This window comes from Longimicrobium sp. (assembly GCA_036387335.1).
In the GTDB taxonomy this organism is placed as follows: domain Bacteria; phylum Gemmatimonadota; class Gemmatimonadetes; order Longimicrobiales; family Longimicrobiaceae; genus Longimicrobium.
Window position 1 is genome coordinate 1 of sequence record DASVTZ010000007.1, and the last position, 24197, is coordinate 24197.

23 protein-coding genes are annotated in these 24197 nt (G+C 70.9%); 18 read left to right on the forward strand and 5 right to left on the reverse strand.

The annotated features are described in order from the left end of the window. Positions 1-120 precede the first annotated feature (120 nt). From VF647_00405 to VF647_00415, 3 genes are all read left to right on the forward strand, one after another. Positions 121-1257: a glycosyltransferase family 1 protein gene (locus tag VF647_00405; GenBank protein ID HEX8450517.1), complete on the forward strand. Its 1137-nt coding sequence runs from the start codon at positions 121-123 to the stop codon at positions 1255-1257. Further along, the gene (locus tag VF647_00410) at positions 1254-2330 is read left to right on the forward strand and encodes a lysylphosphatidylglycerol synthase transmembrane domain-containing protein (GenBank protein ID HEX8450518.1); all 1077 of its coding nucleotides are present in this window, start codon (positions 1254-1256) and stop codon (positions 2328-2330) included. The genes VF647_00405 and VF647_00410 overlap by 4 nt, the downstream gene beginning before the upstream one ends. A 95-nt stretch (positions 2331-2425) precedes the next feature. After that, complete coding sequence (locus tag VF647_00415) at positions 2426-3124, forward strand: sigma-70 family RNA polymerase sigma factor (protein ID HEX8450519.1); 699 nt, start codon at positions 2426-2428, stop codon at positions 3122-3124. Between the two features lie 223 nt (positions 3125-3347). Here the strand turns inward: VF647_00415 and tnpA are convergent, their stop codons facing one another. Next, a complete protein-coding gene (tnpA, locus tag VF647_00420; GenBank protein ID HEX8450520.1) occupies positions 3348-3767 on the reverse strand; it encodes an IS200/IS605 family transposase in 420 nt (139 codons plus the stop codon). Positions 3768-4091: 324 nt separating this feature from the next. On the opposite strand from tnpA, the gene VF647_00425 reads away from it, so the two are divergent. The 14 genes from VF647_00425 (at position 4092) to VF647_00490 (ending at position 19613) form a co-directional block, all read left to right on the forward strand. Next, on the forward strand, positions 4092-5519 hold the full coding sequence (locus VF647_00425; GenBank protein ID HEX8450521.1) for an NAD(P)/FAD-dependent oxidoreductase: 1428 nt from the start codon (positions 4092-4094) through the stop codon (positions 5517-5519). Next, complete coding sequence (locus VF647_00430; GenBank protein ID HEX8450522.1) at positions 5516-6361, forward strand: alpha/beta fold hydrolase; 846 nt, start codon at positions 5516-5518, stop codon at positions 6359-6361. Before VF647_00425 ends, VF647_00430 begins: the two co-directional genes overlap by 4 nt. After that, on the forward strand, positions 6358-7323 hold the full coding sequence (locus VF647_00435) for an amidohydrolase family protein (protein ID HEX8450523.1): 966 nt from the start codon (positions 6358-6360) through the stop codon (positions 7321-7323). The genes VF647_00430 and VF647_00435 overlap by 4 nt, the downstream gene beginning before the upstream one ends. Before the next feature lie 212 nt (positions 7324-7535). After that, positions 7536-8954, forward strand: a complete 1419-nt coding sequence (locus VF647_00440) for a tyrosinase family protein (protein HEX8450524.1) — start codon at positions 7536-7538, stop codon at positions 8952-8954. Then, positions 8947-9717, forward strand: coding sequence for a DUF2182 domain-containing protein (locus VF647_00445; GenBank protein HEX8450525.1), 771 nt, complete (start codon positions 8947-8949; stop codon positions 9715-9717). Before VF647_00440 ends, VF647_00445 begins: the two co-directional genes overlap by 8 nt. Positions 9718-9750: 33 nt before the next feature. Further along, on the forward strand, positions 9751-11535 hold the full coding sequence (locus VF647_00450) for a M4 family metallopeptidase (protein HEX8450526.1): 1785 nt from the start codon (positions 9751-9753) through the stop codon (positions 11533-11535). A 173-nt stretch (positions 11536-11708) separates the two neighbouring features. Further along, positions 11709-12926, forward strand: a complete 1218-nt coding sequence (locus VF647_00455) for an AAA family ATPase (protein HEX8450527.1) — start codon at positions 11709-11711, stop codon at positions 12924-12926. Continuing rightward, positions 12920-13528 (forward strand): DUF4276 family protein, encoded by a 609-nt coding sequence (locus tag VF647_00460; GenBank protein HEX8450528.1) that lies wholly within the window; start codon positions 12920-12922, stop codon positions 13526-13528. Before VF647_00455 ends, VF647_00460 begins: the two co-directional genes overlap by 7 nt. A 17-nt stretch (positions 13529-13545) precedes the next feature. Beyond that, positions 13546-14364, forward strand: a complete 819-nt coding sequence (locus VF647_00465) for a hypothetical protein (GenBank protein ID HEX8450529.1) — start codon at positions 13546-13548, stop codon at positions 14362-14364. A gap of 13 nt (positions 14365-14377) precedes the next feature. Continuing rightward, the gene (locus VF647_00470; GenBank protein ID HEX8450530.1) at positions 14378-15787 is read left to right on the forward strand and encodes an ectonucleotide pyrophosphatase/phosphodiesterase; all 1410 of its coding nucleotides are present in this window, start codon (positions 14378-14380) and stop codon (positions 15785-15787) included. A gap of 31 nt (positions 15788-15818) precedes the next feature. Next, the gene (locus VF647_00475; GenBank protein ID HEX8450531.1) at positions 15819-16445 is read left to right on the forward strand and encodes a hypothetical protein; all 627 of its coding nucleotides are present in this window, start codon (positions 15819-15821) and stop codon (positions 16443-16445) included. Next, a complete protein-coding gene (locus VF647_00480; protein ID HEX8450532.1) occupies positions 16438-16809 on the forward strand; it encodes a transcriptional regulator in 372 nt (123 codons plus the stop codon). The genes VF647_00475 and VF647_00480 overlap by 8 nt, the downstream gene beginning before the upstream one ends. A gap of 88 nt (positions 16810-16897) precedes the next feature. Next, complete coding sequence (locus tag VF647_00485; GenBank protein ID HEX8450533.1) at positions 16898-17584, forward strand: di-trans,poly-cis-decaprenylcistransferase; 687 nt, start codon at positions 16898-16900, stop codon at positions 17582-17584. Between the two features lie 7 nt (positions 17585-17591). After that, on the forward strand, positions 17592-19613 hold the full coding sequence (locus VF647_00490; protein HEX8450534.1) for a DUF4173 domain-containing protein: 2022 nt from the start codon (positions 17592-17594) through the stop codon (positions 19611-19613). A 354-nt stretch (positions 19614-19967) separates the two neighbouring features. Here VF647_00490 and VF647_00495 read toward each other — a convergent pair whose 3' ends face one another. The 3 genes from VF647_00495 to gluQRS all read right to left on the reverse strand — a co-directional run bounded on the left by VF647_00495 (position 19968) and on the right by gluQRS (position 22912). Continuing rightward, positions 19968-21179, reverse strand: a complete 1212-nt coding sequence (locus VF647_00495) for a hypothetical protein (GenBank protein ID HEX8450535.1) — start codon at positions 21177-21179, stop codon at positions 19968-19970. Positions 21180-21453: 274 nt separating this feature from the next. Beyond that, the gene (locus tag VF647_00500; GenBank protein ID HEX8450536.1) at positions 21454-21840 is read right to left on the reverse strand and encodes a hypothetical protein; all 387 of its coding nucleotides are present in this window, start codon (positions 21838-21840) and stop codon (positions 21454-21456) included. Between the two features lie 79 nt (positions 21841-21919). Beyond that, a complete protein-coding gene (gene gluQRS / locus VF647_00505; protein ID HEX8450537.1) occupies positions 21920-22912 on the reverse strand; it encodes a tRNA glutamyl-Q(34) synthetase GluQRS in 993 nt (330 codons plus the stop codon). A 105-nt stretch (positions 22913-23017) separates the two neighbouring features. On the opposite strand from gluQRS, the gene VF647_00510 reads away from it, so the two are divergent. Further along, the gene (locus tag VF647_00510) at positions 23018-23458 is read left to right on the forward strand and encodes a hypothetical protein (GenBank protein ID HEX8450538.1); all 441 of its coding nucleotides are present in this window, start codon (positions 23018-23020) and stop codon (positions 23456-23458) included. A gap of 110 nt (positions 23459-23568) precedes the next feature. Here the strand turns inward: VF647_00510 and VF647_00515 are convergent, their stop codons facing one another. Further along, positions 23569-24126, reverse strand: a complete 558-nt coding sequence (locus VF647_00515) for a hypothetical protein (protein HEX8450539.1) — start codon at positions 24124-24126, stop codon at positions 23569-23571. Between the last annotated feature and the right edge of the window lie 71 nt (positions 24127-24197).

Genomic DNA, 24197 nt, shown 5'->3' on the forward strand with positions numbered 1-24197 from the left:
GCGTCTCCGCGCCTCCGCGTGAGCCATGCTGTTGCCGTTCTTCGCACGACACTGTCAAAGGCGCCAGCGGCGCCGTAGATTGCGCCCACTGCCACCCAGCGAGACCGCACCGGGAACGGGATGAAGGTCGCATACTTCACGGAAAGCCTTCTCCCCCACGTGGACGGGGTGTCGCGCACCCTGGCCCAGCTCTTCGGGACGCTGGAGAAGCGGGGCGTCGACTTCCGCATCTTCTCGCCCTTCAAGCCCGGGCCGGAGATCTCGTGGAGCCACCGCGTCCACCTGATCCCCTACATCCGCTTCCCGCTCTACAAGGACTACCGGCTGGCCTCCCCCATCGGCCACCGCGCCTCCGCCCGCCTCGACGAGTACCAGCCTGACCTGATCCACGTGGTGAGCCCCACCCCCATCAACGTGCGCGCGGAGAAGTACGGCCGCCGCCGCGGGGTGCCGGTGGTGTCGTCGTTCCACACGCACTTCGTATCGTACTTCCGCTTCTACGGCTTCGGCGGGCTCGAAGAGCTGGGATGGAAGATGATGCGGCGCTTCTACGGCAGGTGCGAGGTGGTGTACGCCCCGTCGCACAGCATCATCCGCGAGCTCGCCAGCCACGGAATCCACAACACGGAGCTCTGGTCGCGCGGCATCGACCTGCACCGCTTCTCCCCCGCTTTCCGCGACCCCGGCCTGCGCCGCATGGCCGGCGCGGAGAGCGACGACACCCCCGTCCTCCTGCTGGTGAGCCGGCTGGTGCGCGAAAAGGACCTGGCGGACCTGGTGGCGATGGAGCGCATCCTCCGCCAGCGCGGGAACCGCCACCGCCTGGTGCTGGTGGGCGACGGGCCCATGCGCGAGCAGCTCCAGGCCGACCTCCCCGACGCCCTCTTCCCCGGCCACCAGACCGGCGAGGCGCTGGCCCGCTGGTACGCGTCGGGCGACGTCTTCGTCTTTCCCTCCACCACCGAGACGTTCGGCAACGTGGTGCTGGAGGCGCAGGCCAGCGGCCTCCCCACCGTCGTCGTGGACCGCGGCGGGCCGCCGGACCAGGTGGAGCCCGGGCAGAACGGCTTCATCGCCCGCGCCAACGACCCCGCCGACCTCGCAGACCAGGTGGAGCGGCTGCTGAACGACCCCGCCGAGCGGCGCAGGATGGGCGCCGCGGCGCGCGCGGCGGCAAGCGAGCGCGACTGGTCGGCCATCAACGGACGGCTGATCGACAGCTACGCGCGGGTGATCGCGCGGGGGCCTGGGCGGTGAGCACCGCCGGGGAGGAAGCCGGGGAGAGCCGCCTGTCGCGCGGCCTCAACCGCGTCTTCCGGACCTCGATGATCCTGGTGCCCTTTGGGGTCCTGTTCAACCTGTGGATCTCGTGGGCGGCCACGGACCGCGGCGTCTTCCGCCGCTTCGGCGAGCTGGACCGGCGCTACCTGTACCTGGGGATCGTGCTGGCGCTCCTCCCCTGGATCACCAACACGATCCGCATCCTGGTGTGGGCGCGCTTCATCGGCCACCCGCTCACCTTCCGCGACTGCTTCCGCATCACGCTGGGCGCCGAGCTCGCCTCCTCCGTCTTCCCCACCTCATCCGGCGGCGAGGTGTTCCGCTGGGGAATGATGGTGCAGAAGGGGGTCACCAAGGGCGAGGCCGCCTCCATCGTCACGCTGGGCTACCTGGAAGACCTCTGCTTCTTCGCCACCGCCCTGCCCACGGCGTTCATCCTGTCCCGCGCCTGGGAGCTCCCCGTGCTGCGCCGCATGGGGCGCGAGATGCGGGGCGAGGCATCCGGAGTGCTCCCCGTCGTCGTACTGACGATCGTGGCGGTGGTCGCGCTCTGGCAGGGTGCGCTGCGCGGCTTCCTGGGGCGCCGCGTGCGCTGGTGGAGCCTGCGCCGCGCGGTCCGCACGCGCCAGCGGTCGCGCAAGACGCGCGAGGACTTCCGCAACGTGTTCGCCCTGGTGCGCGAGCGGGGTAAGCTGCGCTTCGCCATGACCTTCGGCGTGACGGCGGTGCAGTGGTCCTCTCGCTACTCGGTGGCGACGGCGGTGGCGTACTTCCTGGGGGCGGAGGTGGACCCGGTGCTCTTCTTCCTCCTGCAGTGGGTGATCTTCACCGCGATGCTCTTCGTCCCCACGCCCGGGGCGGCGGGCGGGGCGGAGGCGGCGTTCTACCTGGTGTACTCGGCGCTGCTGCCCGCCAGCATCGTGGGGATCGCGACCGGGGGGTGGCGCCTCCTGACCTTTTACCTGCAGCTCTCGCTGGGCGCCATCCTGTTCATGATGATGAACGTGGCCGACGCCCGCACCCGGGCCCGCGCCCCGCAGAGGGGTTGACGCGGCTGTTAAATTCGGCTCGTGCAAACACTTGCGGTTTCGTTCAGCGGTGAACCGACCTCGACAAGCGCGGGGTTTTCCCTTATATTGAAGTCATGAAAACCGCCATCGACCTCACCAGTGCCGCCGCGCAGTTCGGCGCGGCCCAGGACGACTCCCGGAGTCGGGGTGTGCGCCCTTCCATGCGTCTTCCGCACGGCGATGCGCCGCTGCGCGAGATGACTGACGAGGACCTTTTCCAGCGCTACACGCAGGGCGAGGAGGAGGGTTTCCGCCTCCTCATGGAGCGCTACCAGCCGCGAATCCAGGGCTTCCTCCGCAAGCGTCTCAACGACGAGGAGCGGGTGGAGGACCTTACGCAGGACACTTTCCTTCGCATTCACCGCGCGCGGGAGAGCTACGATCCCAGCCGGAAGTTCTCGACGTGGATCCACACGATCGCGAACAACCTGCTGAAGAACGAGTTCCGCAACCGCTCGCGCCGCCGGGAGACGACGTTCTCGGAGATGCGCCCGGAGGTTTCGGCCTCGGGTGCGCCGGCCCGGCCGGTGGAGTTCGCGGCCACGGGCCACAACCCGGAGCGCGAGGCGTACCGCCGCGAGCTGCGCGAGGCCATCGACACCGCCATCGGCCGCATGGACGAGCATCACCGCATCCCCTTCGTGATGCGCGAGGTGGAGGACCGCACCTACGAGGAGATCGCCGAGGAGATCGGCATCCCCGTGGGCACGGTCAAGAGCCGCCTCAACCGCGCGCGGAATTCGTTCCGGCTGCTGCTGCCCGTACCGGTGTGAGGGTGGGGTAGGGAGGGGGGTGGACGTGGATGGATGATGGACGGAATGGATCGTGGATCGGCCCGCTTCCCGGGATGGGGGGCGGGCTGGTTTGTGTGTGGGGGGCTGGTTTGTGTGGGGGGCGGGCGCCAAACACCGGGAGCCGGGCGCCGAAAACCGGGGGATAAATCCCCCGGCTGGAACTACGGGAAGACCGCTGAACCGGTCTCGCGCGGCGCGGGGGTCAGGGTGGGGGCGGGTTGGTGAGCTCGAAGGTGGGGCTCAGGGTTCCGTCGCGGTGGTGGCGCTCCTGGTCGAGCACGTAGGCGCGGACACGGGGGACGATGGAGCGGGAGATGGTGAACGCGCCGTAGCCGTCCTGCCATTTGAAGGAGCGCGGGCCGGTTAGCTGATTCGCGAGGTGCGAAGATGCGCCTTTCATCTGACCGGCAAGCTCCGCGACGGATACCGTCGGTGGGGTGCGGAGGAGCACGTGCGCGTGGTCCGCGATCCCGCCGATCGCGAGAATGTCCGCCTTCAGCTTCCTGCACTGGTCGGCAATCGCGCCATAGATCCGCGGCTGCAGCTCCGGCGTGATGATCGGGTGCCGCCGGTGCGTGGCCCAGACGATGTGCAGGTACAACTCCGTATGCGCGCTTGGCATATCCCCCCTTATGCGTGGATGTGATCCGGCCGCCCAATGCCTACCAGACCGCTTCAGCGGTCTTCGCGTTGTTCCAGCCGGGGGCTTTAGCCCCCGGTGCGCGTGCCGGGGTCCCTGCCCCGGTGCCCCTGCGTTCGCGCTCCCCCCCACATCCAAATACCCCGCCTCCCCCCACCCCGCCCCCCACCACCCGATAACGGCCACCCGGCCCTGGCCCCTGCGCGCCGCGCGGCCCCATACTTGTGGAAGCCACGCGGCTGCACGGCTGCACGGCTGCACGGCTGCACGGCTGGCCTACATCGAGCCTGTTGGGGGAGAGACACAATGGCGACACGCATCCTGCGGGTACCGCACGTGGTGATCGTGGGGGGCGGCTTCGGAGGGCTGTGGGCGGCGCGCGCGCTGCGCCGGGCGCCCGTCACCGTGACGGTGGTGGACCGGCGCAACCACCACATCTTCCAGCCGCTGCTCTACCAGGTCGCCACCGCCACCCTGTCCCCCGCGGACATCGCATCCCCCATCCGCCAGGTGCTGCGCCGGCAGAGGTCCACCGAGGTGCTGATGGCGGAGGTGGAGGACTTCGACCTCGCGCGTAAGCAGGTCGTGTTCACGGACGGGGAGCGGATGGACTACGACTACCTGATCCTCGCCACCGGCGCCACGCACGCCTACTTCGGCCACCCGGAGTGGGAGCCGCTCGCCCCCGGCCTCAAGACGCTGGAGGACGCCACCGAGATCCGCCGCCGCTACCTCCTCGCCTTCGAAGCCGCCGAGCGCGAGGAGGATCCCGAGGAGCAGCGCGCCCTCCTCACCTTCGTCGTCATCGGCGGCGGGGCGACGGGGGTGGAGATGGCGGGCGCGATGGCGGACACGGCGCGGCATTCCATCGCCCGCGACTTCCGGCGCATCGACCCGTCCCAGGCGCGCATCGTACTGCTGGAGGGCGGGCCGCGGCTGCTGGCGGCCTATCCCGAGGAGCTGTCCACGTATGCCCGCGAGGCGCTCCAGCTTCGCGGCGTGGAGGTGAGGACGGGGAGCATCGTCACCGACGTGCAGCCCGAGCTCGTCCGCGTCGGCGAGGAGACGATCCGCACCCGCAACGTCATCTGGGGCGCGGGCGTCACCGCGTCGCCGCTGGGAAAGCGGCTGGGCGTCCCCACCGACCGCGTGGGCCGCGTGGAGATCCTCCCCGAGCTGTCGATCCCCGGCTATCCCAAGGTCTTCGTCATCGGTGACCTGGCGAGCCTGAACGGCGCCGACGGCAAGCCCCTCCCCGGCGTCGCGCAGGTGGCGATGCAGATGGGGAGGCACGCCGCGTCCAACATCGTGGCCAGCATCGAAGGGGGCGTGCGGCGGCCGTTCAAGTACAAGGACAAGGGGAGCATGGCGGTCGTGGGACGCAACGCGGCCGTCCTGCACGCCGGGCGGGTGAAGCTCACGGGGATGCTGGCGTGGCTGGGATGGCTCCTCGTCCACATCCTCTTCCTGATCGGCTTCCGCAACCGCTTCTCCGTCTTCTCGCAGTGGGCGTGGTCGTACCTCACCTGGCAGCGCGCGGCGCGGCTGATCACCGGCGAAGTAGGGTCCGAGCTGGCGCCGCACGGCAAGCCGCTCGGCACGCCGGACACCCCGCAGAGCCAGTCTGGCCGCGACGCCTATGCCGCCGCGCGCCAGGGCCAGACCGCCCCCTCCGACACCGAGGCGACTGGCTGGATGAGCGGCGACCGTCACCAGGCCGGTTCGGCGCGGTGACGGCACGCCTGGAGGCATGGCTCGCCGCGTCCGGCGCGCACATGGAGACGGTCGGCTACCCGCGCGCCGGCGGACGGGTGCGCGGGTTCCGGCTGGTGCCCGCGGGCGAGGCGCGAGGCCGCGTCCTGCTGGCGCACGGGGCGGGGAACGATGCGCTCTATCCCCTCCACGCCCTCTGCAAGCCGCTGCTGCGGGCGGGGTTCGAGATCTTTGCGTTCGACCTGGATGGGCACGGCCGGGAGAGCACCACCGTCTTCGACGTGGAGCGGATCGAGGACGCGCTCGCGGATGCGGCGGAGCACGCGGAGGCCGGCGGGCCGCCCCTTCCGCTCCACCTGCTGGGGCACAGTCTCGGCGGGTCGCTCGTTCTGCACGCGCTTTCGCGGCCGGGGTGGGAGCGGGTCGTGTCCGCGGCGGTCATTTCGGCGCCGGTGCGCCTGCGGATCGGATGGGCGGTGCTGGGGGAGCTGCGCGGCGTCTTCGGGCGCGCGGCGCTGGCGCAGCGAGAGCACTACGGTGTGTGGGGCGTTGTGCCGGCGGTGGGTCCGTTGAAGCGGCGCGCGTTTCCGTTTCGCGGTACCGCGGGCGGGTTCGGGTACGTCGCCAGCGTGCAGGCGCTGCTCGAGCGGCTGCGTCTGGACGATGCGGCGGAGCGGATCAGCACCCCCGTGCTCCTCGTCTACAGCCGCGCCGACGGCATCGTGCCGACGGTGCAGGGTGAGCTCCTGGCGAGCCGCATCCCCGGCGCGCGGCTGGAGATGCTGGAGCGGGCGCCGCACTGGTGCGTCCCGTTCCAGCCACGGACCGTGGCGCGGGTGGCCGAGTGGCTGGAGGCAGCGTGAAGATCGACGTCCACACGCACCTGGCGGGGGTGGGCTCCGGCGGAAGCGGGTGCTGGGTATCGCCGAAGTTCAGGCGCAGCTTCATGTTCCGCGCGCTGGGCCGCATCCACGGCATGCGCCCCGATGCCCCTGACGGCGACGCGGAGTGGGCCGCTCGTCTGGCCGCGCACGTACGCGGCAGCGAGATGGACCGCGCCGTCGCCCTGGGCTTTGACGCCGTCTGCGACGCGAGCGGAGAGCCGGACCTGGCGCGGTCGCAGATGGTGATCCCCGCCGGTTGGGTCTTCCGCGTCTGCCGCGAGCACCCGGAGCTCCTCCCCGGCCCCTCCATCAACCCCGCGCGCCGCGACGCGCTGGACCGGCTGGAAGAGTGCATCGAGAACGGCGCCGTCCTTCTCAAGTGGCTCCCCGCTACGCAGGGGATCGATCCCGCCGACCCCGCGCACCGCCCCTTCTACCGCCGCATGGCCGACGCGGGGCTCCCCCTCCTCGTCCACTCCGGCGGCAGCGAGAACACCTTTGCCGAAGTCGACCCGGGGCTCAAGGACCTGGCCAAGATCCGCTTGCCGCTGGCTGAAGGCGTGCCGGTGATCGTGGCGCATCTGGCCGCGCCCGTCCCCTTTCGCCGCGACCCGGACCAGACGCCGCTGCTGCGCGCACTGATGGCCGAGTTCCCGCACCTTTGGACGGACAACTCGGGGATGAACAACCCGGCGCGCTCCGCCACCCTCGGCCGCCTCGCCGCCGACCCGGAGCTTGCCGCGCGCACCCTGCACGGAAGCGACTTTCCGGTGCCCAGCAGCCCCGTCTGGCACGTCCGCCGCCTGGGCGCGCGCCGCGTGGCCGAGCTGCGGCGCATTCGCAACCCGCTGCAGCGCGAGGTCGAAATCAAGCGCGCACTCGGCACGCCGGACGAGGTGCTGGGTCGCGCGGCGGAGGTGCTCCCCCGCCTGGCGCGCTGATCCCGCTCTTCTCCAGACGCCGGCCGGTAGCGGCGCGGTGCGGAGACGCGCCGCGGCGCCGGCAGTTGAAAGAAGACACTTGCTTCACGGAGATTCCGCGTCAGATTGGCGTCTCAGGGGCCGTGCCAGGCGCGGAGACGTGGACGCACCCCTTTTGGTGTCTCCCTCTGCACGTCCACCCCCTCTACCCTCTTTCCCCCTCCGAGGTGGCGATGCGCGTACGACAGGACGTCTGGGATCTGAGCGACGAGAACCCGTGGCACCCGGTGCTCGAGTGGTACGCACGCGGGGTCGCCGAGCTTCGGGCCCGCGACGGCGACGACTTCTCCGATCCCACCTGCTGGCGCTACCTGGCGGCGATCCACGGCGCCGGGAGCGAGCCGGCCTGGCCGCAGGGCGCCACCTGGAACCGGTGCGAGCACTGGAACTGGTTCTTCCTCCCCTGGCACCGCGTCTACCTGCACTACTTCGAAAAGGCGGTGCGCGGTGCCGTCGTGCAGCTCGGCGGGCCCGACGACTGGGCGCTCCCGTACTGGAACTACAGCGATCCCCAGAAGCCCGGCCGCCGCGCTATCCCCCCGGCGTTCCGCGCGCGCACCCTCCCCTCGGGCGAGGACAACCCGCTCTTCACCGACGAGCGCAACACGGACGTGAACGAGGGCGATCAGCTTCACCCCTACGAGGTGGAGCTGGGAGGTTCGCTCAGGACCGCCCTCTTCGCCGGACCGAGCGACGGGATTCCGACCGGGTTCGGCGGCACCGATGCGGGAGCGGGGGCCATGGGTGGGTCGATGGGAACGCTGGAAAAGGCGCCGCACGGCAGCGTCCACATGGGTGTGGGCGGATGGATGGGCGCATTCAACACGGCGGGGTTCGACCCGCTGTTCTGGCTGCACCACGCCAACATCGACCGCCTGTGGGAGGCGTGGCTCGCGGGCATGCCGGGCGCCTCCAACCCGGACACGCCGCGCTGGCTGGACCAGTCGTTCGACCTGGGGCAGGGTGAGCACGCGGTGGCGATGCGCGTGCGCGACGTGCTGGACACCACCGCGGAGCCGCTCGGCTACCAGTACGCGAGCATCGACCTTCCCGCCATCCCGGCCGGGAACGGCGTGTTCACGGCCGCCGCACCCACCCCGGAGGATGCCGTGCCGCACGACTTCCCGCCCGAGATGGTGGGCGCCAACGACCATTCCGTGCCGCTCACCGCGGGCACCACCTCCACCCGCGTGCCGGTGAGCTCCCCCACCGGGGCGATGGCCGCCGCCGTGGAGGAGGGGGTGGAGCCGAAGATCTACCTGCGCATCGAGAACGTCACCGGCCGGCAGCCCGCCAGCTCCACCTACCTGGTGCACGTCAACGTACCGCAGGGCGACGATCCGGCCGCGCACCCGGAGCTGAGCGCGGGCCGCATCACCACCTTCGGCGTGGCCGAGGCGTCGGACCGCACCGACGAGCACGGCGGAAGCGGGATCTCGTTCACGCTGGACATCACCCCGGTGGCGCGCCTCCTTCTGGAAAAGGATGAGTGGGTGGCCGACGAAGTGGCGGTGACGTTCACGCCGGTGCGCCCTTCCGGGACCGGGGAAAGCGACCTGCGCGTGGGGCGGGTAAGCGTCTACTATGCCTGACGCGGCGGCACTCTCCGCCCCCCGCCGGGTGGCGTGGGGATGGCAGGGGGTGCGCCGCCGCGCGTGGCGACACCCCGAGTGGTGGGCGCTGGCGATCTCGGCCGCGGCGTGGGGGGCGCTCGCGGCGATGGGCGTACACCGGGGCGGCGCGGCGTGGACGATCGGCCACGCCGCCGCGATGGGCGCCGCCATGATGCTCCCGCTGGCCGTGCCCGAGCTGCGCTTCGTGGCGCTGGGCAGCCTTTGGCGCCGCCGCGACCGCGCGATGGCGATGTTCGTGGCGGGGTTCCTGGGGGTGTGGACGGCGTGCGGGGCGCTGATCCTTGTCGCGATGCACGCGCTGGTCTCCTGGGCGGGGTGGCCGGTCGCGGCCGGCGCGGCGGTGTCCGGGGCGGCGCTCTGGGAGCTCGCACCCGCCAAGAGCTACCTCCTTCGCCGCTGCCGCCGCACCGTGCCGCTGGCGCCGCGCGGCTGGCGCGCGGACGCCTGCTGCGCCCGCTACGGCGGCACCACGGGGTGGGGATGCCTCACCACCTGCGGCCCCATCATGGTGGTGTGCGCCGCCTTCGCCCACAGCCTTCCCGTGATGGTGGTGCTGTTCGGAGTGCAGATCGACGGCCGCTACGGCACGCGGCGGTCTCCCCGGCTGGCGGCGGGGGCGCTGGTGGGGGCGTGCCTGCTCGCCGCGCTCGCGGGCGGAAACGCCCACTCCGCGCTGCACGCCCGCACGACCCCGGCGCCCCACCACGCGCCCGCCCGCTGACCCGGGCGGCTCCACCCACCCTCCCACACGCCGATGCTCAACGCCATCAGCTTCAACGCCCAGCGCGACCGGGTGGCACCCGTGGCGCCGGAGATGCTGCAGGTTCCGCAGATCGTCTTCGAAAAGGCCGCCGCGGCCGCGGCCGGGGCGGTAGGCGGCGTGTCGGTCTTTTCGCTGGATGCCGCCGCGCCCGCCTTCGAGCCCGCGCCGCTGAGCGTGGAGGCGGCGGCGCGGGGCCACCTGCAGGCGCTGCTGGAGGGGCAGGGGTCCGACCGCCTGGCCGCCATCACCTCGCCGGAGCGGCCCGAGCTGGTGCCGGACCTGAAGCTGGAGCGCCAGCGTGAGCAGGTGCTGATGGAAACGGACACCGTGTCGTTCGTGCAGACGGCCCGCTCCATCCCCGTCTTCGGCACGCGGGCGACCGTGGAAGTGAAGGGGACCGAGCGCACCCTGATGTCCGTGGAGGGGGCGCTGGCGGACGTGCCGGACGTGGACCCGCTCCCGGCGCTCGGGCCGAAGCAGGCGGCCAAGGCGCTGGCGGAGCGCCTGGGGGTGGATCTGTCCGCGGTGACGGAGGCCGGCGCCCCGCAGCTCAACTTCTACGCGGACGAGCAGGAGGGCGGAAGCCGCTGGCGTCTGGTGTACGTCTTCGACCGCGTCGCCGTGACGCCCGCCGCCGCCGACGACGCGATGCAGTGCTGCGGCAGCGTGTCCCCCTTCGTGCCGCGGCGCACCTGCCTGGTGGACGCCGACGACGGCGGGCTGGTGATCTCCTTTAATGCCGCGGCGCACTTCGACGTCCCGGTCGCCTGCCGCGGCGTGGACGTGGACGGGGTCGTGCGCCAGTTCGACGGCCTCCCCCTGCCGGACGGCACGGTGCAGCTGCACGACCCGTGGCGCAACATCACCACCTACGACTACCAGTTCGCGGACGTCAGCCAGGCGCCCCCGTTCCCCCAGGTGCCGGTGAGCAACCCCACGCCGGAGTTCGGCGACGCCTCGCCGGCCGCGGTCTCCGCGCACTACCACGCCACCCAGGTGTTCGACTTCTTCAACGGCGTGCTCAAGCACCAGGGGATCGACGACAAGGGGATGAAGCTGGAGTCGGTGGTCAACTGCTACGTGAGCAGGGAGAACAAGGAGCCCTCGCCCATCTGGCGCAACGCCATGTGGGCGGAGAACCGCATGTGGTACGGGCAGATACCCGTGGAGGGGGGGAACCGCAGCACCGCGCGCTACGTGGACATCATCGTGCACGAGCTTACGCACGGCGTGACGCAGCACACGGCGGGGCTCAGGCTCGTGAACCAGAGCGGAGCGCTCAACGAGTCGTTCAGCGACATCTTCGCGGTGATGGTGCGCAACTGGTTCCTGGGCACCCAGACCCCGGTGGCGGAGTGGGACTGGTCGATCGGGTCCGGATGGAAGGAGCCCGGAACGCCGCTGCGCAGCCTGGCCGATCCAGGCCTGGGGAAGCCGCTCTGGCCCAAGGGGCCGGGCCAGCCGGCGCACATGAACGAGTTCGTGAAGACGCTGCAGGACGACGGGGGTGTTCACGTGAACAGCGGGATCCACAACCGCGCCGCCTACAACCTGATCACCGCAAAGGGTGCGGACGGCAGCCCGGTCTTCACCCCCGAAGAGCTGGCGCGGCTCTACTACCTGACGCTCACGCGGCTCGCCCCGCTGGCGAAGTTCTCGGACTGCCGCCGTGCGCTCCTGAACATCGCCACTACCTACTACCGCGCCGATGCCGCGGCGCAGCAGGCGAAGCTCGCCGCCATCGCGGCCGCGTACGACGCCGTGGGCATCGCGTAGACGTTACGGCCTGCACGACGGCACGGCTTACCCACAGACCGCGAAGACGTACGAGACAGGCGCGAGGCTTTACTAGCTTCGCGCCTTGCGTGCGGTTTGCGGGCGGGCAACGCAGGGATGTATCCTTTAGAGATACGAACGGCACCCCAGCGATCTCCCAGGCCGGAAGGATCATGGAAGGCAAACGGCTCATCCACCGGTTGAAGCTCACGGACTTCCTCTCATACGGAAGCGCCGGGGTGGAGATCGACCTTCAGCCGCTCAACGTCCTGATCGGCCCGAATGCCTCCGGTAAGTCCAATCTTCTTGAGGCGCTGGGGGCATTGCGTGCCGCGCCCGTGGACTTGGCGGCGTATTTCCGGGAACGCGGCGGGATCGGGGAGTACATCCGTCGCGGAGCCGGCTCGTCTGGAGTCGCCCGTATCCAGACCTTCGTGGACTACCCTCAATTCTTGAAACTGGGAGCGGAGCAGAACCTCAGATACGAATTGGCATTCGAGCAGGTAAACTATCGGCTGGAACTTGTGGGTGAGGAGATCGGATCCCCGAGATTCCATGTAGCGAACGCGACGACGGATTACCCCGCCGTGTACCACTCTGGACGTGCGGGGGCCCTGATCGCTGCCTACGATGCCGAGAGCGGCAGCCGTAGGATGATTGAGATTAACCGGCAGGATCTGAAGCCGAATCAATCTATCCTTGCTCAACGCAAGGACCCGGTCGCGTACCCCGAACTTTCCCACCTGGCGGCGTCCTTCGAATCAATCGCCCTTTTCCAGGAGTGGAATTTCGGGCGCCGAAACCTGGCGCGCATGGGACAGGGCGCGGATCTGCCTGTCGACTTCCTGCTCCCGGATTCGAGTAACCTTGTTCTGGTGCTCCACGATCTGGTGCAGCGGCGGGATACCCGCGGAACGGTCGAGAAGTACCTCCGGCACGTGCACGAGGCGGCAGAGCGCATTATCACGAAGATCCAGGGCGGAGTCGTCCAACTCTACGTCGAGGAGCGCGGGGGAGAGCAGATCTCCGCGTATCGGCTATCCGACGGCACGCTCCGCTATCTCAGCCTGCTCGCAATTCTTTGTCATCCTGAGCCACCCCAGCTGATCTGCATAGAGGAGCCGGAGCTCGGGTTGCATCCCGACATCCTCCCGACGATCGCCGAGCTATTGAAGGAGGCGTCCAAGCGGACGCAGCTTATCGTCACGACCCATTCCGACGCCCTCGTCTCCGCGCTGTCGGACGTACCGGAGAGCGTCATCGTTTGCGAGTCTGGCAAGAGCGGGACATCACTGCGTCGGTTGAACGAAGAGCAGCTCGCCACGTGGCTGGAGGAGTATTCGCTGGGTGACGTTTGGCGGATGGGAGAGATCGGGGGCACCCGATGGTGAAGGAGACACGCATCTACGTGGAGGGCGGCGGCAGCAAGGAAAGCAAGGCATTGATGCGGCGGGCGTTCGGCCGGTTCCTGAGCGAACTCGGCCCTGAGGCCTGGGACCACGAACACGATTTGCAGATCGTGGCGTGTGGTTCTCGCGAGGCTACATACGAGAAGTTCCTGCGTGCCCGGAACGAGCACCCCAACGCATTCAACCTTCTGTTGGTCGATTCTGATGGTCCGGTCGAAGCGACTCCCCGCCAGCACCTCACGGCGGGTGGGTGGAAGCTCGGATTTGCGAGGGATGAGCAGGTTCACCTGATGGTTCAGGCGATGGAAGCCTGGCTGATCGCCGATCCGGACACCCTCGCTCGATTTTACGACCAGGGATTTGCACCGGGCGCGCTCCCTCGCACACAAAACGTAGAGAACATCCCGAAGAACGATCTGCTGCCGGCCCTGAAACGTGCCACGCGCGGCACCTCAAAGGGCGAGTACCACAAGACTCGTCACGCCTTCGAGCTCCTCGCGCGGATCGATCCCCGAAAGGTGCGAAGGAGAGCTCCACACTGCGACCTACTGTTTGCCACGATTCACGGTTACATCGCCTCTTGATGCTCTCCTTTCCTTCCGTGAAGGTCCCTAACGCTTGGATACTCGCGGCGCTGGCGCTCGCGGTGCCGGGCCCGGCGCGGGCGCAGCTGCGGCCGCTGGATCCGGCGGAGTGGCGGGCGTTCGTGGAGGGGCCGGAGGTGTGGGTGGAGGCGGGGGGCGGGGCGTTCAGGGGGCAGCGCGCGTCGCTGGCGGGGACGGAGGGGTCGCTGGTGGAGGCGGGGAATTTCCGCGCGGTGTGGAGGACGGGGCGGGTGGTGCTGGAGGCGGGCGGCACCGTGCGGCGCTTCTTCGAGGATGAGGAGCGCTTCGCCGACGCCGACCCGTCCGTCACCGAGGCGGGGCCCGGGCGACAGGATTCCGGCGACTACCGTGTCTCCACGCTGCTGCGGCTCACGCCGGAGCGCGCGCGCGTGCTGGCGATCCTGCGCTTCGGCACGCGCATCCCCACGACGGACAACCGTGTGGGGCTGGACCGAGACGCCACCGACTTCTTTGCGCTGGTGGGGGCGCGGGCGGCGCGCGGCGGCGCATCGCTGGCGGCGGAGACGGGCGTGACCATCAACACAACGCGCCGTCCCGACTTCGAGCAGGACGACCTCATCCTCTACATCGTTCGCGCGGAGTACGACCGGCTCCCCGTCGTCCCCTCACTGACGATCACGGGGCAGCAGGTGGGGAGCGGGCACCGCGAGATCCGCGGCAACGAGTCGCTGGGCGAGGCGCGGCTGGGGGTGCGGTTCGGAAGGCGGAGGTGGATCAGGGTGGAGGGCGTGGCCGGCCTCACCCGCTTCTCGCCCGAGGCCGGGGTGCTGGTGAGCGTGGGGATCGCCCCTTGATGGAGGCCGGGAGATGACACCGTCTCGTACACGCTTCTTCTTCGCCGCTCTGGCGCTGCTGTCGGGCGCGCGGGCGCTGCCGGCCCAGACTCCCGACGTGGTGGTGCAGGAGGAGCGCCGCAACGCGCCCGCGCAGCAGGCGAAGCCGTACGTGGTGCTCGTCTCCATCGACGGGTTCCGGCCGGACTACGTGGAGACGGTGCCCGCGCCCCGCATCGCGCAGTTCCGGCGCAAGGGTGCGGCGGCGCCGTACATGCTGCCGGTCTTCCCCTCCAAGACCTTCCCCAACCACTACTCCATCATCACCGGGATGTACCCCGGCACGCACGGGCTGGTGGGGAACCAGATGTGGGACCCGGTGCTCCGCGACTCGTTCAGGGTCGGCGACCCCGCGACGGAGCTGAATCCGCAGTGGTATGGGGGCGAGCCGCTCTGGGTGACGGCCGAGCGGCAGGGGATGCTGAGCGCGGCGCTGTACTGGCCCGGCTCGCAGGTGCCGATCGGGGGCATCCTTCCCACTTACCACGCGCGCTACGACAAGTCGGTGCCGAGCGGGGCGCGCATGGACCAGGTGCTCAAGTGGCTCCGCCTTCCCCCCGAGCGCCGGCCGCACCTGGTGGCCGTCTACCTCTCCGAGGTGGACGAGGGGCACCATCCTCCGGGCTCGCCCGAGGTGCGCGCGGCCGTCACGCGAGTGGACTCGGTGCTGGACCTGCTGCTGAACGGGATCAACGGGCTCCCCATCGCGCGGCAGGTGAACGTGGTGCTGGTGTCCGACCACGGGATCCAGGACGTGCGCGCCGGCCGCACCCGCTTCCTCGCCGACCACATTCCGCTGGAGGGGGTGCGGGTGGTGGGGACCGGACCCACGACGTCGCTCTTCTTCGACGGCGACACGGCCGCGCTGGAGCGGGCGCGCACGGCGCTCCGCAGGGGACTCCCCGGCGCGGGCGTCTACCGGCGCGCCGAGATCCCCGCGCGCTACCACCTCTCCGCCTCCCCGCGCGCGGGCGACCTGCTGGTGGAGATGCCGGCCCCCGACCTGATCGCCGCCCGCCGCCCCGGGTGGGGCAACGACGACGCGAACCACGGCTACGACCCGGCGACGCCTTCGATGCACGCCTTCTTCGCCGCCGCGGGCCCCGCCTTTCGCCAGCGGACGCGCGTCCCCGCCTTCGAGAACGTGCACCTCTACCCGCTCATCACCACCATCCTGCGCCTGCGCCCCAACCCGGCCATCGACGGCCGCGCCTCCGTCCTGGCGCCGCTCCTGAGGAAAACAGCGGGGCTCACACAGAGACACAGAGACACAGAGAGAAGAACAAAGGAAGTTCTCTGTGGCTTGCAGTTCCCTCTGTGTTCTCTGTGTGAGGCTTTTCTCCTGACCCGGCACACTTCGTGCTTTACATCGCAAAGCACTTGACTGGCGCGCCGAACCCGTGCATCTTGAAACCATGGCAACCATCCACCCGATCCGCCGCGAAGAGACGCCCGACGAGGAGCCCTCGCTCGAGCTGCACGCGAAAGCGATGGAGAACCTCCGCTTCATCCGCGAGACGATGGAGCGGGCGGGGAGCTTCACGGCCGTCAGCGGGTGGGGGCAGGTGGTGATCGGCGTGACCGGCTTCCTGGCGGCGTGGCTCGCCTCGGCGCAGGGTTCGCCGCGGCTGTGGCTCGCCACCTGGTGCGTGGCCGCCGTGGTGTCGGTCGCCATCGGGGTGCTGACCACGGCGATGAAGGCGCGCGCCGCCAAGATGCCGCTCCTCACCGGCCCGGGGCGCAAGTTCACCCTGTCGCTGGCGCCGCCGCTGGTGGCGGGCGCGGTGCTCACCGTGGTGCTCTTCAACACCGGGAGCGTGGCCGTGCTGCCGGGGGTGTGGCTCCTCCTCTTCGGCGTGGGGATCCTGACGGCCGGCGCGTTCTCGGTGCCGGTGGTGCCGGTGATGGGGCTCACCTTCATGGCGCTGGGCACCGCCGCGCTCTTTTCGCCGGCGGCGTGGGGCGATGCGTACATGGCGCTCGGCTTCGGCGGGCTGCACATGTTCTTTGGCACTCTGATCGCGCGGAGGTACGGTGGCTGAGGCGAAGCGCGACACGCGCGACAACCAGGACTTCTCCCTCCGCGCCGTCGTAGGCGGGGCGGAGAGCGGCGCGGCCGAGCTGGACCGGCTGATCCACGAGCGCGTGCGCCTGGGGATCGTCAGCGCGCTCGCCGTCAACCAGTCGCTGTCGTTCAACGAGCTCAAGGACATGCTGAGCCTCACCGACGGCAACCTCAGCGTGCACGCCCGCAAGCTGGAAGAGGCGGGGTACGTGGAGTGCACCAAGAGCTTCGAGGGCCGCGTCCCCCGCACGGAGTTCCGCCTGGCCGAGACCGGGCGCCGCGCGCTGGCCGCGTACCTCGACCACATGGAGGCGCTGATCCAGGCCGTGCGCGACGGCTGACCGCCGCACGGCCTTTTTTTACGTCCGTGCACTTTACATTGCAGAGTGCTTTGGGCGCGCTCGGTACCCGCGAGAGGAGGAGGGGAGGATGAGGGGGATCCACGTGGCGGTGATCATGGACGGGAACGGGCGGTGGGCCAACGCGCGCGGGCTGCCGCGGGTGGCGGGGCACACCGAGGGCGCGCGAGTGGTGCGGCGCATCGTGGAGGCGGCGCCCGACCTGGGGGTGGGGGTGCTGACGCTGTACGCCTTCTCCTCCGACAACTGGGGGCGCCCCTCTCGCGAGGTGAGCGGGCTGATGCGGCTCTTTCGCTCGTACCTGGCGGCGGAGACGCAGCGGTGCGTGGAGAACGACATCCGCATGAGCATCATCGGGCGCCGCGACCGGCTCCCCGAGGCGCTGCGCCGCGCCATCGACGGCGCCGAGGCCGCGACGGTGGATGGCACGCGGATGCACCTGCGCATCGCCCTCGACTACTCCTCACGCGACGCCCTCCTCGCCGCCGCCGCGCGCCTGGGCCCCGACGCCACCCGCGACGACTTCGCCCTCGCTCTCGGCGGCGAATCCCCCGCGCCGGACGTGGACCTCCTCGTCCGCACGGGGGGCGAGCAGCGGCTGAGCGACTTCCTGCTGTGGGAGTGCGCCTACGCGGAGCTGTACTTCACGCCGCGCATGTGGCCCGACTTCGACGCCGGCGCCCTGGGCGAGGCCGTCGCCGAGTTCCACCGCCGCGAGCGCCGCTTCGGCCGCGTGCCGGCCGCCGCGGCGGGGTGAGACGGTGATGCCCGGCTGGTGGTCGGCGAACGACTTCCGCCGCGCGCGGATGGCGCTGATCGGCGCGAGTGCGGCGAGCTTGGTTTCGCACCTCACGCTGGGCGCGGGCGCGCTCGGGCTCCTGGCTGCGGGTGTCCTCCACCTGGGCCTCCTGGCTTCGCTCGGCCTGGAGGGCCGCGGCTGGCTCGCGCACGCGTTCGGCGCCGTGCTCCTCCTGCCGACCTCCGTCATGGTGGCCGTATTTGCGATGTACGTCCTCGGATCCACCAGCCTCGACTACATCGCGCCTTCCGTCGCGGCGGTCGCGCTGGTGTTCGCCCTCGCGCACGCCGCCCAGCTGTGGCGGCTCGCCGGCCGCCCGATTTCCGCCGCTGCACCCGCTCGCGGCACCGGTGACGGACGACTTCTTCCATCCACAGGCCGCGCCGGAGCAACGCGCGGAAAGGATTGCAGCACGATGAACGTGCACGAGACGCTGGACGAGCCCGCCATCCGCGTTCAGGAGGCACCCGCGCCGCTGAGCATCAACACCCGCAACGCGCTGGGGGTGCTGGGCGGCGCGGTGGCGATGGGCGCGCTGGGCGATGCACTCCTCCGCGCCACGCCGTGGGGGATCAACCTGACGCTCTGGACGCTGGCGCTGGTCGCCGCCGCGGTGGGGCTGCGCCGCTGGGCGGGCTTCAACGCCGCCGGACGCGCATGGGTGCCGATGGCGCTGGTGATCGCCGTGCTCATGGCGTGGCGCGACTCGCCGACCCTGAAGGCGTTCGACATCGCCGCGCTCGGCCTGGTGCTGGCGCTGGCGATGCACCGCGCACGCGGCGCCCGGCTCCGCACCGGCGGCATCCTGGGGTACGCGGTTGGCTTCGCGCGCAGCACGCTGGAGACGGTCGCGGGACTGTTCGTGCTCGCGTTCGAGGACGTGCGCTGGAGCGAGGTGGCACGCGGGCGCGGGGCCGGCTTCCTTCTCCCGCTGCTGCGGGGCCTGGCCATCGCGCTGCCGCTGCTGGGGATCTTTGCCGCCCTCCTCGTCGCCGCCGACGCTGCGTTCGAGGGGATGATGAACCGCGTCTTCCGGCTCGATGGGGCCGTCCTGGCGTCGCACCTCTTCCTCGCCTGCGCGGTTACCTGGGTGTCGGCGGGCGTGCTGCGCACTCTCTCGCTCGGCGATGAGCGCGCGGAGGCGGAGGAGCTCAAGGTGCCCGGGCCGTTCCTGGGCGTGGTGGAGGTGGCGACGGTGCTGGGGCTGCTGAACGCGCTCTTTCTCTCCTTCGTCGTCGTCCAGCTTCCGTACCTGTTCGGCTCGTCGCCGTCGGCCGAGGTGTCGCATGCGCAGTACGCGCGGCGCGGCTTCTTTGAGCTCGTGACGGTGGCCGGGCTGGTGCTTCCGCTGCTGCTGGGGCTGCACGCCGCCATGCGCCGGAGCGAGCCGCGGCACGAGCGTGCCTTTCGGTGGCTGGCGGGGGTTCAGGTGGCGCTGCTCTTCGTGATCATGGCTTCGGCCATGCACCGCATGCGGCTCTACCAGGCCGCGTTCGGCCTCACGGAGCTGCGGCTGTACACGACGGCGTTCATGCTCTGGCTGGCGGCGGTGTTCGCCTGGTTCGGCGCCACCGTGCTGCGCGGGCGGCGCGAGCGCTTCACCTTTGGCGCGCTGGTGATGGCGGGGGAAGCGCTGGTGATCCTGCACGCCTTCAACCCCGATGCGCGCATCGTGCACACCAACGCCGCGCGCGTCGTCGCCGAGCGCCCCTTCGACGCCCGCTACGCCGCCGGCCTCAGCGCCGACGCCGTGCCGGGCCTCCTCGCCGCCCTTCCGCGCGCCACCCCTGCCGAGCGCTGCGCCGCCGCCACCCGCATCCTGCGCCGCTGGGGCCCCGCGACGGAGGCCGACTGGCGGTCGTGGAGCCTCGCGCGCGGCCGTGCACGTGGTGCGGTGCGCGCGCAGGCGAAGGAGTTGCGCGCGGCGTGCGCGGGATTGCCGGCGGGCGCGATGAACAGCGGTCAGCACCCGCGCCTGTCGTTCTGAGCGGTCGTCCGAGACGCGGCGAGGGAGGGCAGACACGCAGGTCTGCCCCTACCGGATCGCGGTGCGGAGGGGTGGGTGGGCGGGGCAAGACAGGCGGGCATCGGTGCGGCGTCGGGCACGGGCGGCCACACGGGGCCGCCCCTACAGGGCATCGGTTTGCGCGAGCGGGGGGGCGGAGCGGCGCGGGGCACGGGCGTGATAAATCGCGCCCCAACGGGACATAATCAAACACGCCCCCGCCGCGATGGTTGCGGCAGGGGCGAATTCCCGCCCCCTCTCTCGATAACAGAGGGCGGAGCCCTCTCCTGTTATCGGGAGAGGGGGCAGCGAGGAACGAGCGGGGGTGAGGGCCGCCTACCCCCGCACCGCCCCCACGTTGGCGGTGTTCTCGTACGGCTGGAACTCGCAGCCGGGGCGCACCGGCACGTAGTACACGTCCGGCGCTCTCACGCCCGCCTCGGCGAAGACCGGGACGCCGCGGTACTCGCCCGCCGGCTGAAGCTGGCGCGCGGGAAGCCTGCGCGGGAGACCGTACTTCACCACCCGCCGGTTGCCCATCATGATCGGCTCGTTGTTGATGTACCACTCGGCGCTCGACGCGTACGGCAGCGCGTCGGCTGGGTACGTCATGGCGACCGGGCGGCCGTCCACGAGGGTGTCGGCGCGCTGGGGGTCGTACACGGCGTCCACTTCGGCGAGACGGCCATCGCGCACGACGCAGTAGCGGATGGCGACCGCGGGCGCGGCGGGGGCGGCCTGCGGCGGGGCCGGCGTGTAGGTGGCCACCGGCGTCATGCCGCGCGGCGCGGGGCGGTACGAGATGCCGAAGCGCGCCACGAGGATGTTGGCGTTGCTGTAGTTGTAGTCGATCGCCACCGGACCGCCCTCGAAGCGCGGCTCGCCGCCGAAGCGCGCCGCGTCACGGTCCAGGAAATCGTCCGTGTTCCAGAAGGTGATGTAGTCCTCCAGCCCGATCTGGAAGGCGAAGCCGCTGCGGCCGATGCGCGCGGTGGCGTCCGCGCCCAGGTTCAGCGCGAAGTGCCGCGTCGCCTCCTGCCCCGCCTGCTCCCCCATGAAGATCATCGCCGGCGCCACCGTCACGAAGGCGGACGGGTGGAAGCGGCGGTCGTCCGGGCTGGGGTCCGGGAGGCGCGCCGTGATCCCCGCCTTGGCGAACCACATGGAGGGCGCGTCGGTGATGAACCGCCCCTCGGGGAGCGAGTCGCCCGGGGTGCCGAAGGTGAAGATGTCCTGCGGCGCGGCGCTGTAGGCGACGCCCGCCGTGAAGCCGAGCACGCGGCGGAAGAAGAAGTCCGCGTTCAGCCCCACCGCCGGCGCGCCCTCGCGCTCCTCCTCCACCTGCAGCTCCGCCCCGTTGGCGCCCGTCACGAAGAAGGTGCCGGTGTTGTACGGCACCCGCGCGCCCACGTACGGCGTGATGGCCCAGCGCGAGTGCGGAAGCTGCTGCGGGTGCGGCTCGGGCGAGTACGTCGGGCGCGTCTGTGCCCCGGCGGCGGCCGGTAGCGCGAGCAGCCCTGCTGCGAGCGTGAGCGCTAAGCGCTTCATCGGATCTCCTGTAAGGTCTGGCGGATGTGCGGAGGCCGGGCCGTGGCGAGGGGGCTCGCGTCAGGTGGTGCGTACGGCGGCGGGATTGTCTCGGCGGTAGGGCGAAGATAAGCGTTCCCCTGCGGATGCGGAATAGCGCTCCGTGCGGCGGCGGCTAAGTGCTTTAGGGGCAGGAGATTGGATGCGCGCCCGGCGGGTGGCGCGGGGGAGGGAGCGGCGCGTACGAGCGTGGAACCGGCAATCTTTGCGCACTTCGCGCACGAAGGGCGGGGCCTCAGGGCTGCGCCGCCAGCCAGTCGCGCGCTTCCTCGATCGTATCGAACGCCTCGATGTTGCGGCGGCTGAAGAGGACGACGGCGCGAAAGAGCACCCGGTGCAGCCCCTCCATCCCCACCACCGCGGCGGCGGTGACGTACGGCTTGTTGTGGACGGTGAGCTGCTTGAGCGCCTCCATCACCGGCGGGGTGTAGCGCGCGTCCTTGACGTGCGTCAGCGTGCGCAGCGACGCGGGGGGCTGGCCGGCGACCACCTCGCGCGCGACCTCCACCTCGCGCAGGATCTCTTCCGTCTTCTGAAGGCCGGAAAAGTCGATCAGCAGGATGCGGGCGCCGCGGTGCTCGATGAAGCGAACTCGTGAGGTGGGAGGGCTCTGCGTGGACATGGTGGCTCGGGGGGAGGACTGCGGGGGAGGGTGCTTGTGGCGCGAAAGGAATCGAAGGTTATTCGGAGTTCGCGCGATGTCAAGGCGTTCGCAGCGCCGCCAGCGAGGCGCCCGTCACCACCGTCGGCGCGGCGGGGATGCGGGGGGTGGAGAAGCGGGGGATGAGCTCGGCGGGACGGAGGTGCTCGCCCGGGTCCGCGAGGCCGCAGGTGGAGGCGAGCCAGCCCACCACCTTTTCCGGCGCGACCCCTTCGCCGCGCAGCTCGGCCAGCGAGACGGCGCCGTGCCGCTTGGCGAGGCGCTCGCCGTCCGCGCCCAGCATGAGCGGGACGTGGGCGAAGCGCGGCGCGGGCAGCCCAAGCGCGCGGAAGAGGAGGATCTGACGCGCGGTGGAGCCCAGCAGGTCGCCGCCGCGCACCACGTCGGTGATCCCCATCGCGGCATCGTCCACCACCACGGCGAGCTGGTACGCGGCCACGCCGTCCTTGCGTCGCACCACGAAGTCGCCCGTGTCCGCGGCGGGGCGGAAGCAGGCGCGGCCCAGCACGCCGTCGTCGAAGCACACCTCCTCGTTCGCGTCGTCCACGCGGAAGCGGAGGGCGCGCTCGGAGACCGCCCAGCGCGTGAGGCTGACGGCGTCGGCGGGGACGGGCTGGTGGCGGCACATGCCGGAGTAGCGCGGGCCTTCCTCCCCGGCGTGCGGTGCGCTGGCCGCGGCCGCGATGTCGCGCCGGGAGCAGCCGCAGGCGAAGAGATGGCCGTCGCGGGCCAGGCGGCGCAGGGCGTCCTCGTAGAGCGCGACCCGTTCGGACTGGACGTACGGCGCGTGGCGGCCGCCCACATCCGGCCCCTCGTCCCAGTCCAGCCCCAGCCAGCGGAGCTCGTCGAGCTGCGCCTCCATGATCCCGGGCCGCACGCGTCCGAAGTCCAGGTCCTCCACCCGCATCACGAAGCTGCCGCCCGCGGCCCGCGCGTGCAGCCACGCCAGCAGCGCCGTGCGCGCGTTGCCGATGTGCAGCGCGCCCGTGGGGCTCGGCGCGAAGCGGCCTCGATAGGAGTGCGATTCCGTCATGTGGGGAGAATAAGGCGGTCCGCGGGTGCGCGCACCCGGTGTCACACCCCCGGCGCTCCGCTCGTTCTCTGGCCGACACGAACCTCGAATCAGACGGAGACCGACATGCGCACCATCGCCTTGCTGCCGCTCGCCGCCCTGCTCGCGCTGGGATGTTCCGGGTCCCCCACCGGCTCCGGCCCCGGTCTGCCCGCGGCCGTGCTCCGCGACGCGGAAGGGATCACCTTCGCGGCCGAGCGTCCCGCCTATCGCCGCGGCGACACCGCCACTATCGTGCTGCGCAACGGCACCACGCAGTCGCTCGGCTACAACCTCTGCCACTCGTCGCGCGAGCTGAGGGCGGGCGGCACGTGGTCGCGCATCTCCTCCCTCCGCCTCTGCACCATGGAGCTCCGCATCCTCGCTCCCGGCGCGGAGACGGTGCTGCGGGAGCCGATCACCGCGGAGTGGCAGCCCGGCGAGTACCGCATGGTCACCCGGGTCGAGCGGATGCGGAGCGGCGACGGCGGCGAGGTCTTCACGCCTCCCTTCACCGTCGAGCGCTGAACGGGAAAACGGAACGGCGTCTCACACAGAGCCACAGAGGGAACTGAAAGAACGAAAGAGGAGGCGCGGAGAGATCTCCGCGCCTCCTCTTCTTCGTGCGGACCAGCCGTTCACGGTCCGCCGAGCATCCGGTCCACCCGCGCTTCGAGCGACGGCTTCGTGGCGCCGGAGAGGGCGCTCTCTAGCAGGTCGGCCAGCTCCTCGCCGAAGTCGTCGGGGAAGCGGCGGGCGAGGCGAACCAGCGGGGCGAAGGCCAGCATCACCGTGCGCGGGGTCTCCTCCGGCTCGGCGCCCTCGCCGCGCCAGGCGTCGGCGGCGGGGGCGGACTGCCAGGGCTCCAGCTCGTGCTCGTGCTCTTCTTCCTCGCCGTCGGTGGAGATCCCTTCCGGCAGCTGGTCGACGGGGATGGAGAGGCCGACCATGGCGTGGATCTCGGCGGTCGCCTCCTCCGGCTCCTCGGCCAGGAGGCCGAGCTGCACGGGCGTCTGCAGCGCTTCCTCCAGGATCGCCAGCGTCTCGGGAGGCAGGAGCGCGCGGAACGACGGGCGGTCGTTGCCGTCTGCGTAGAACGCCACGGGGATCAGCTCGGCCTCTTCTGGAAGCAGCCCCTCGTGGTCCACTTCGCGGAGCTCGAGCTCGACGGGTTCATCTCGAAGATATACGTGCATGGGCGGAAAATCCGGTTGCGAGCACGGGCGCACGCGCCTCGCGCCACGGACCTCTGGTACACCCCTTCCGG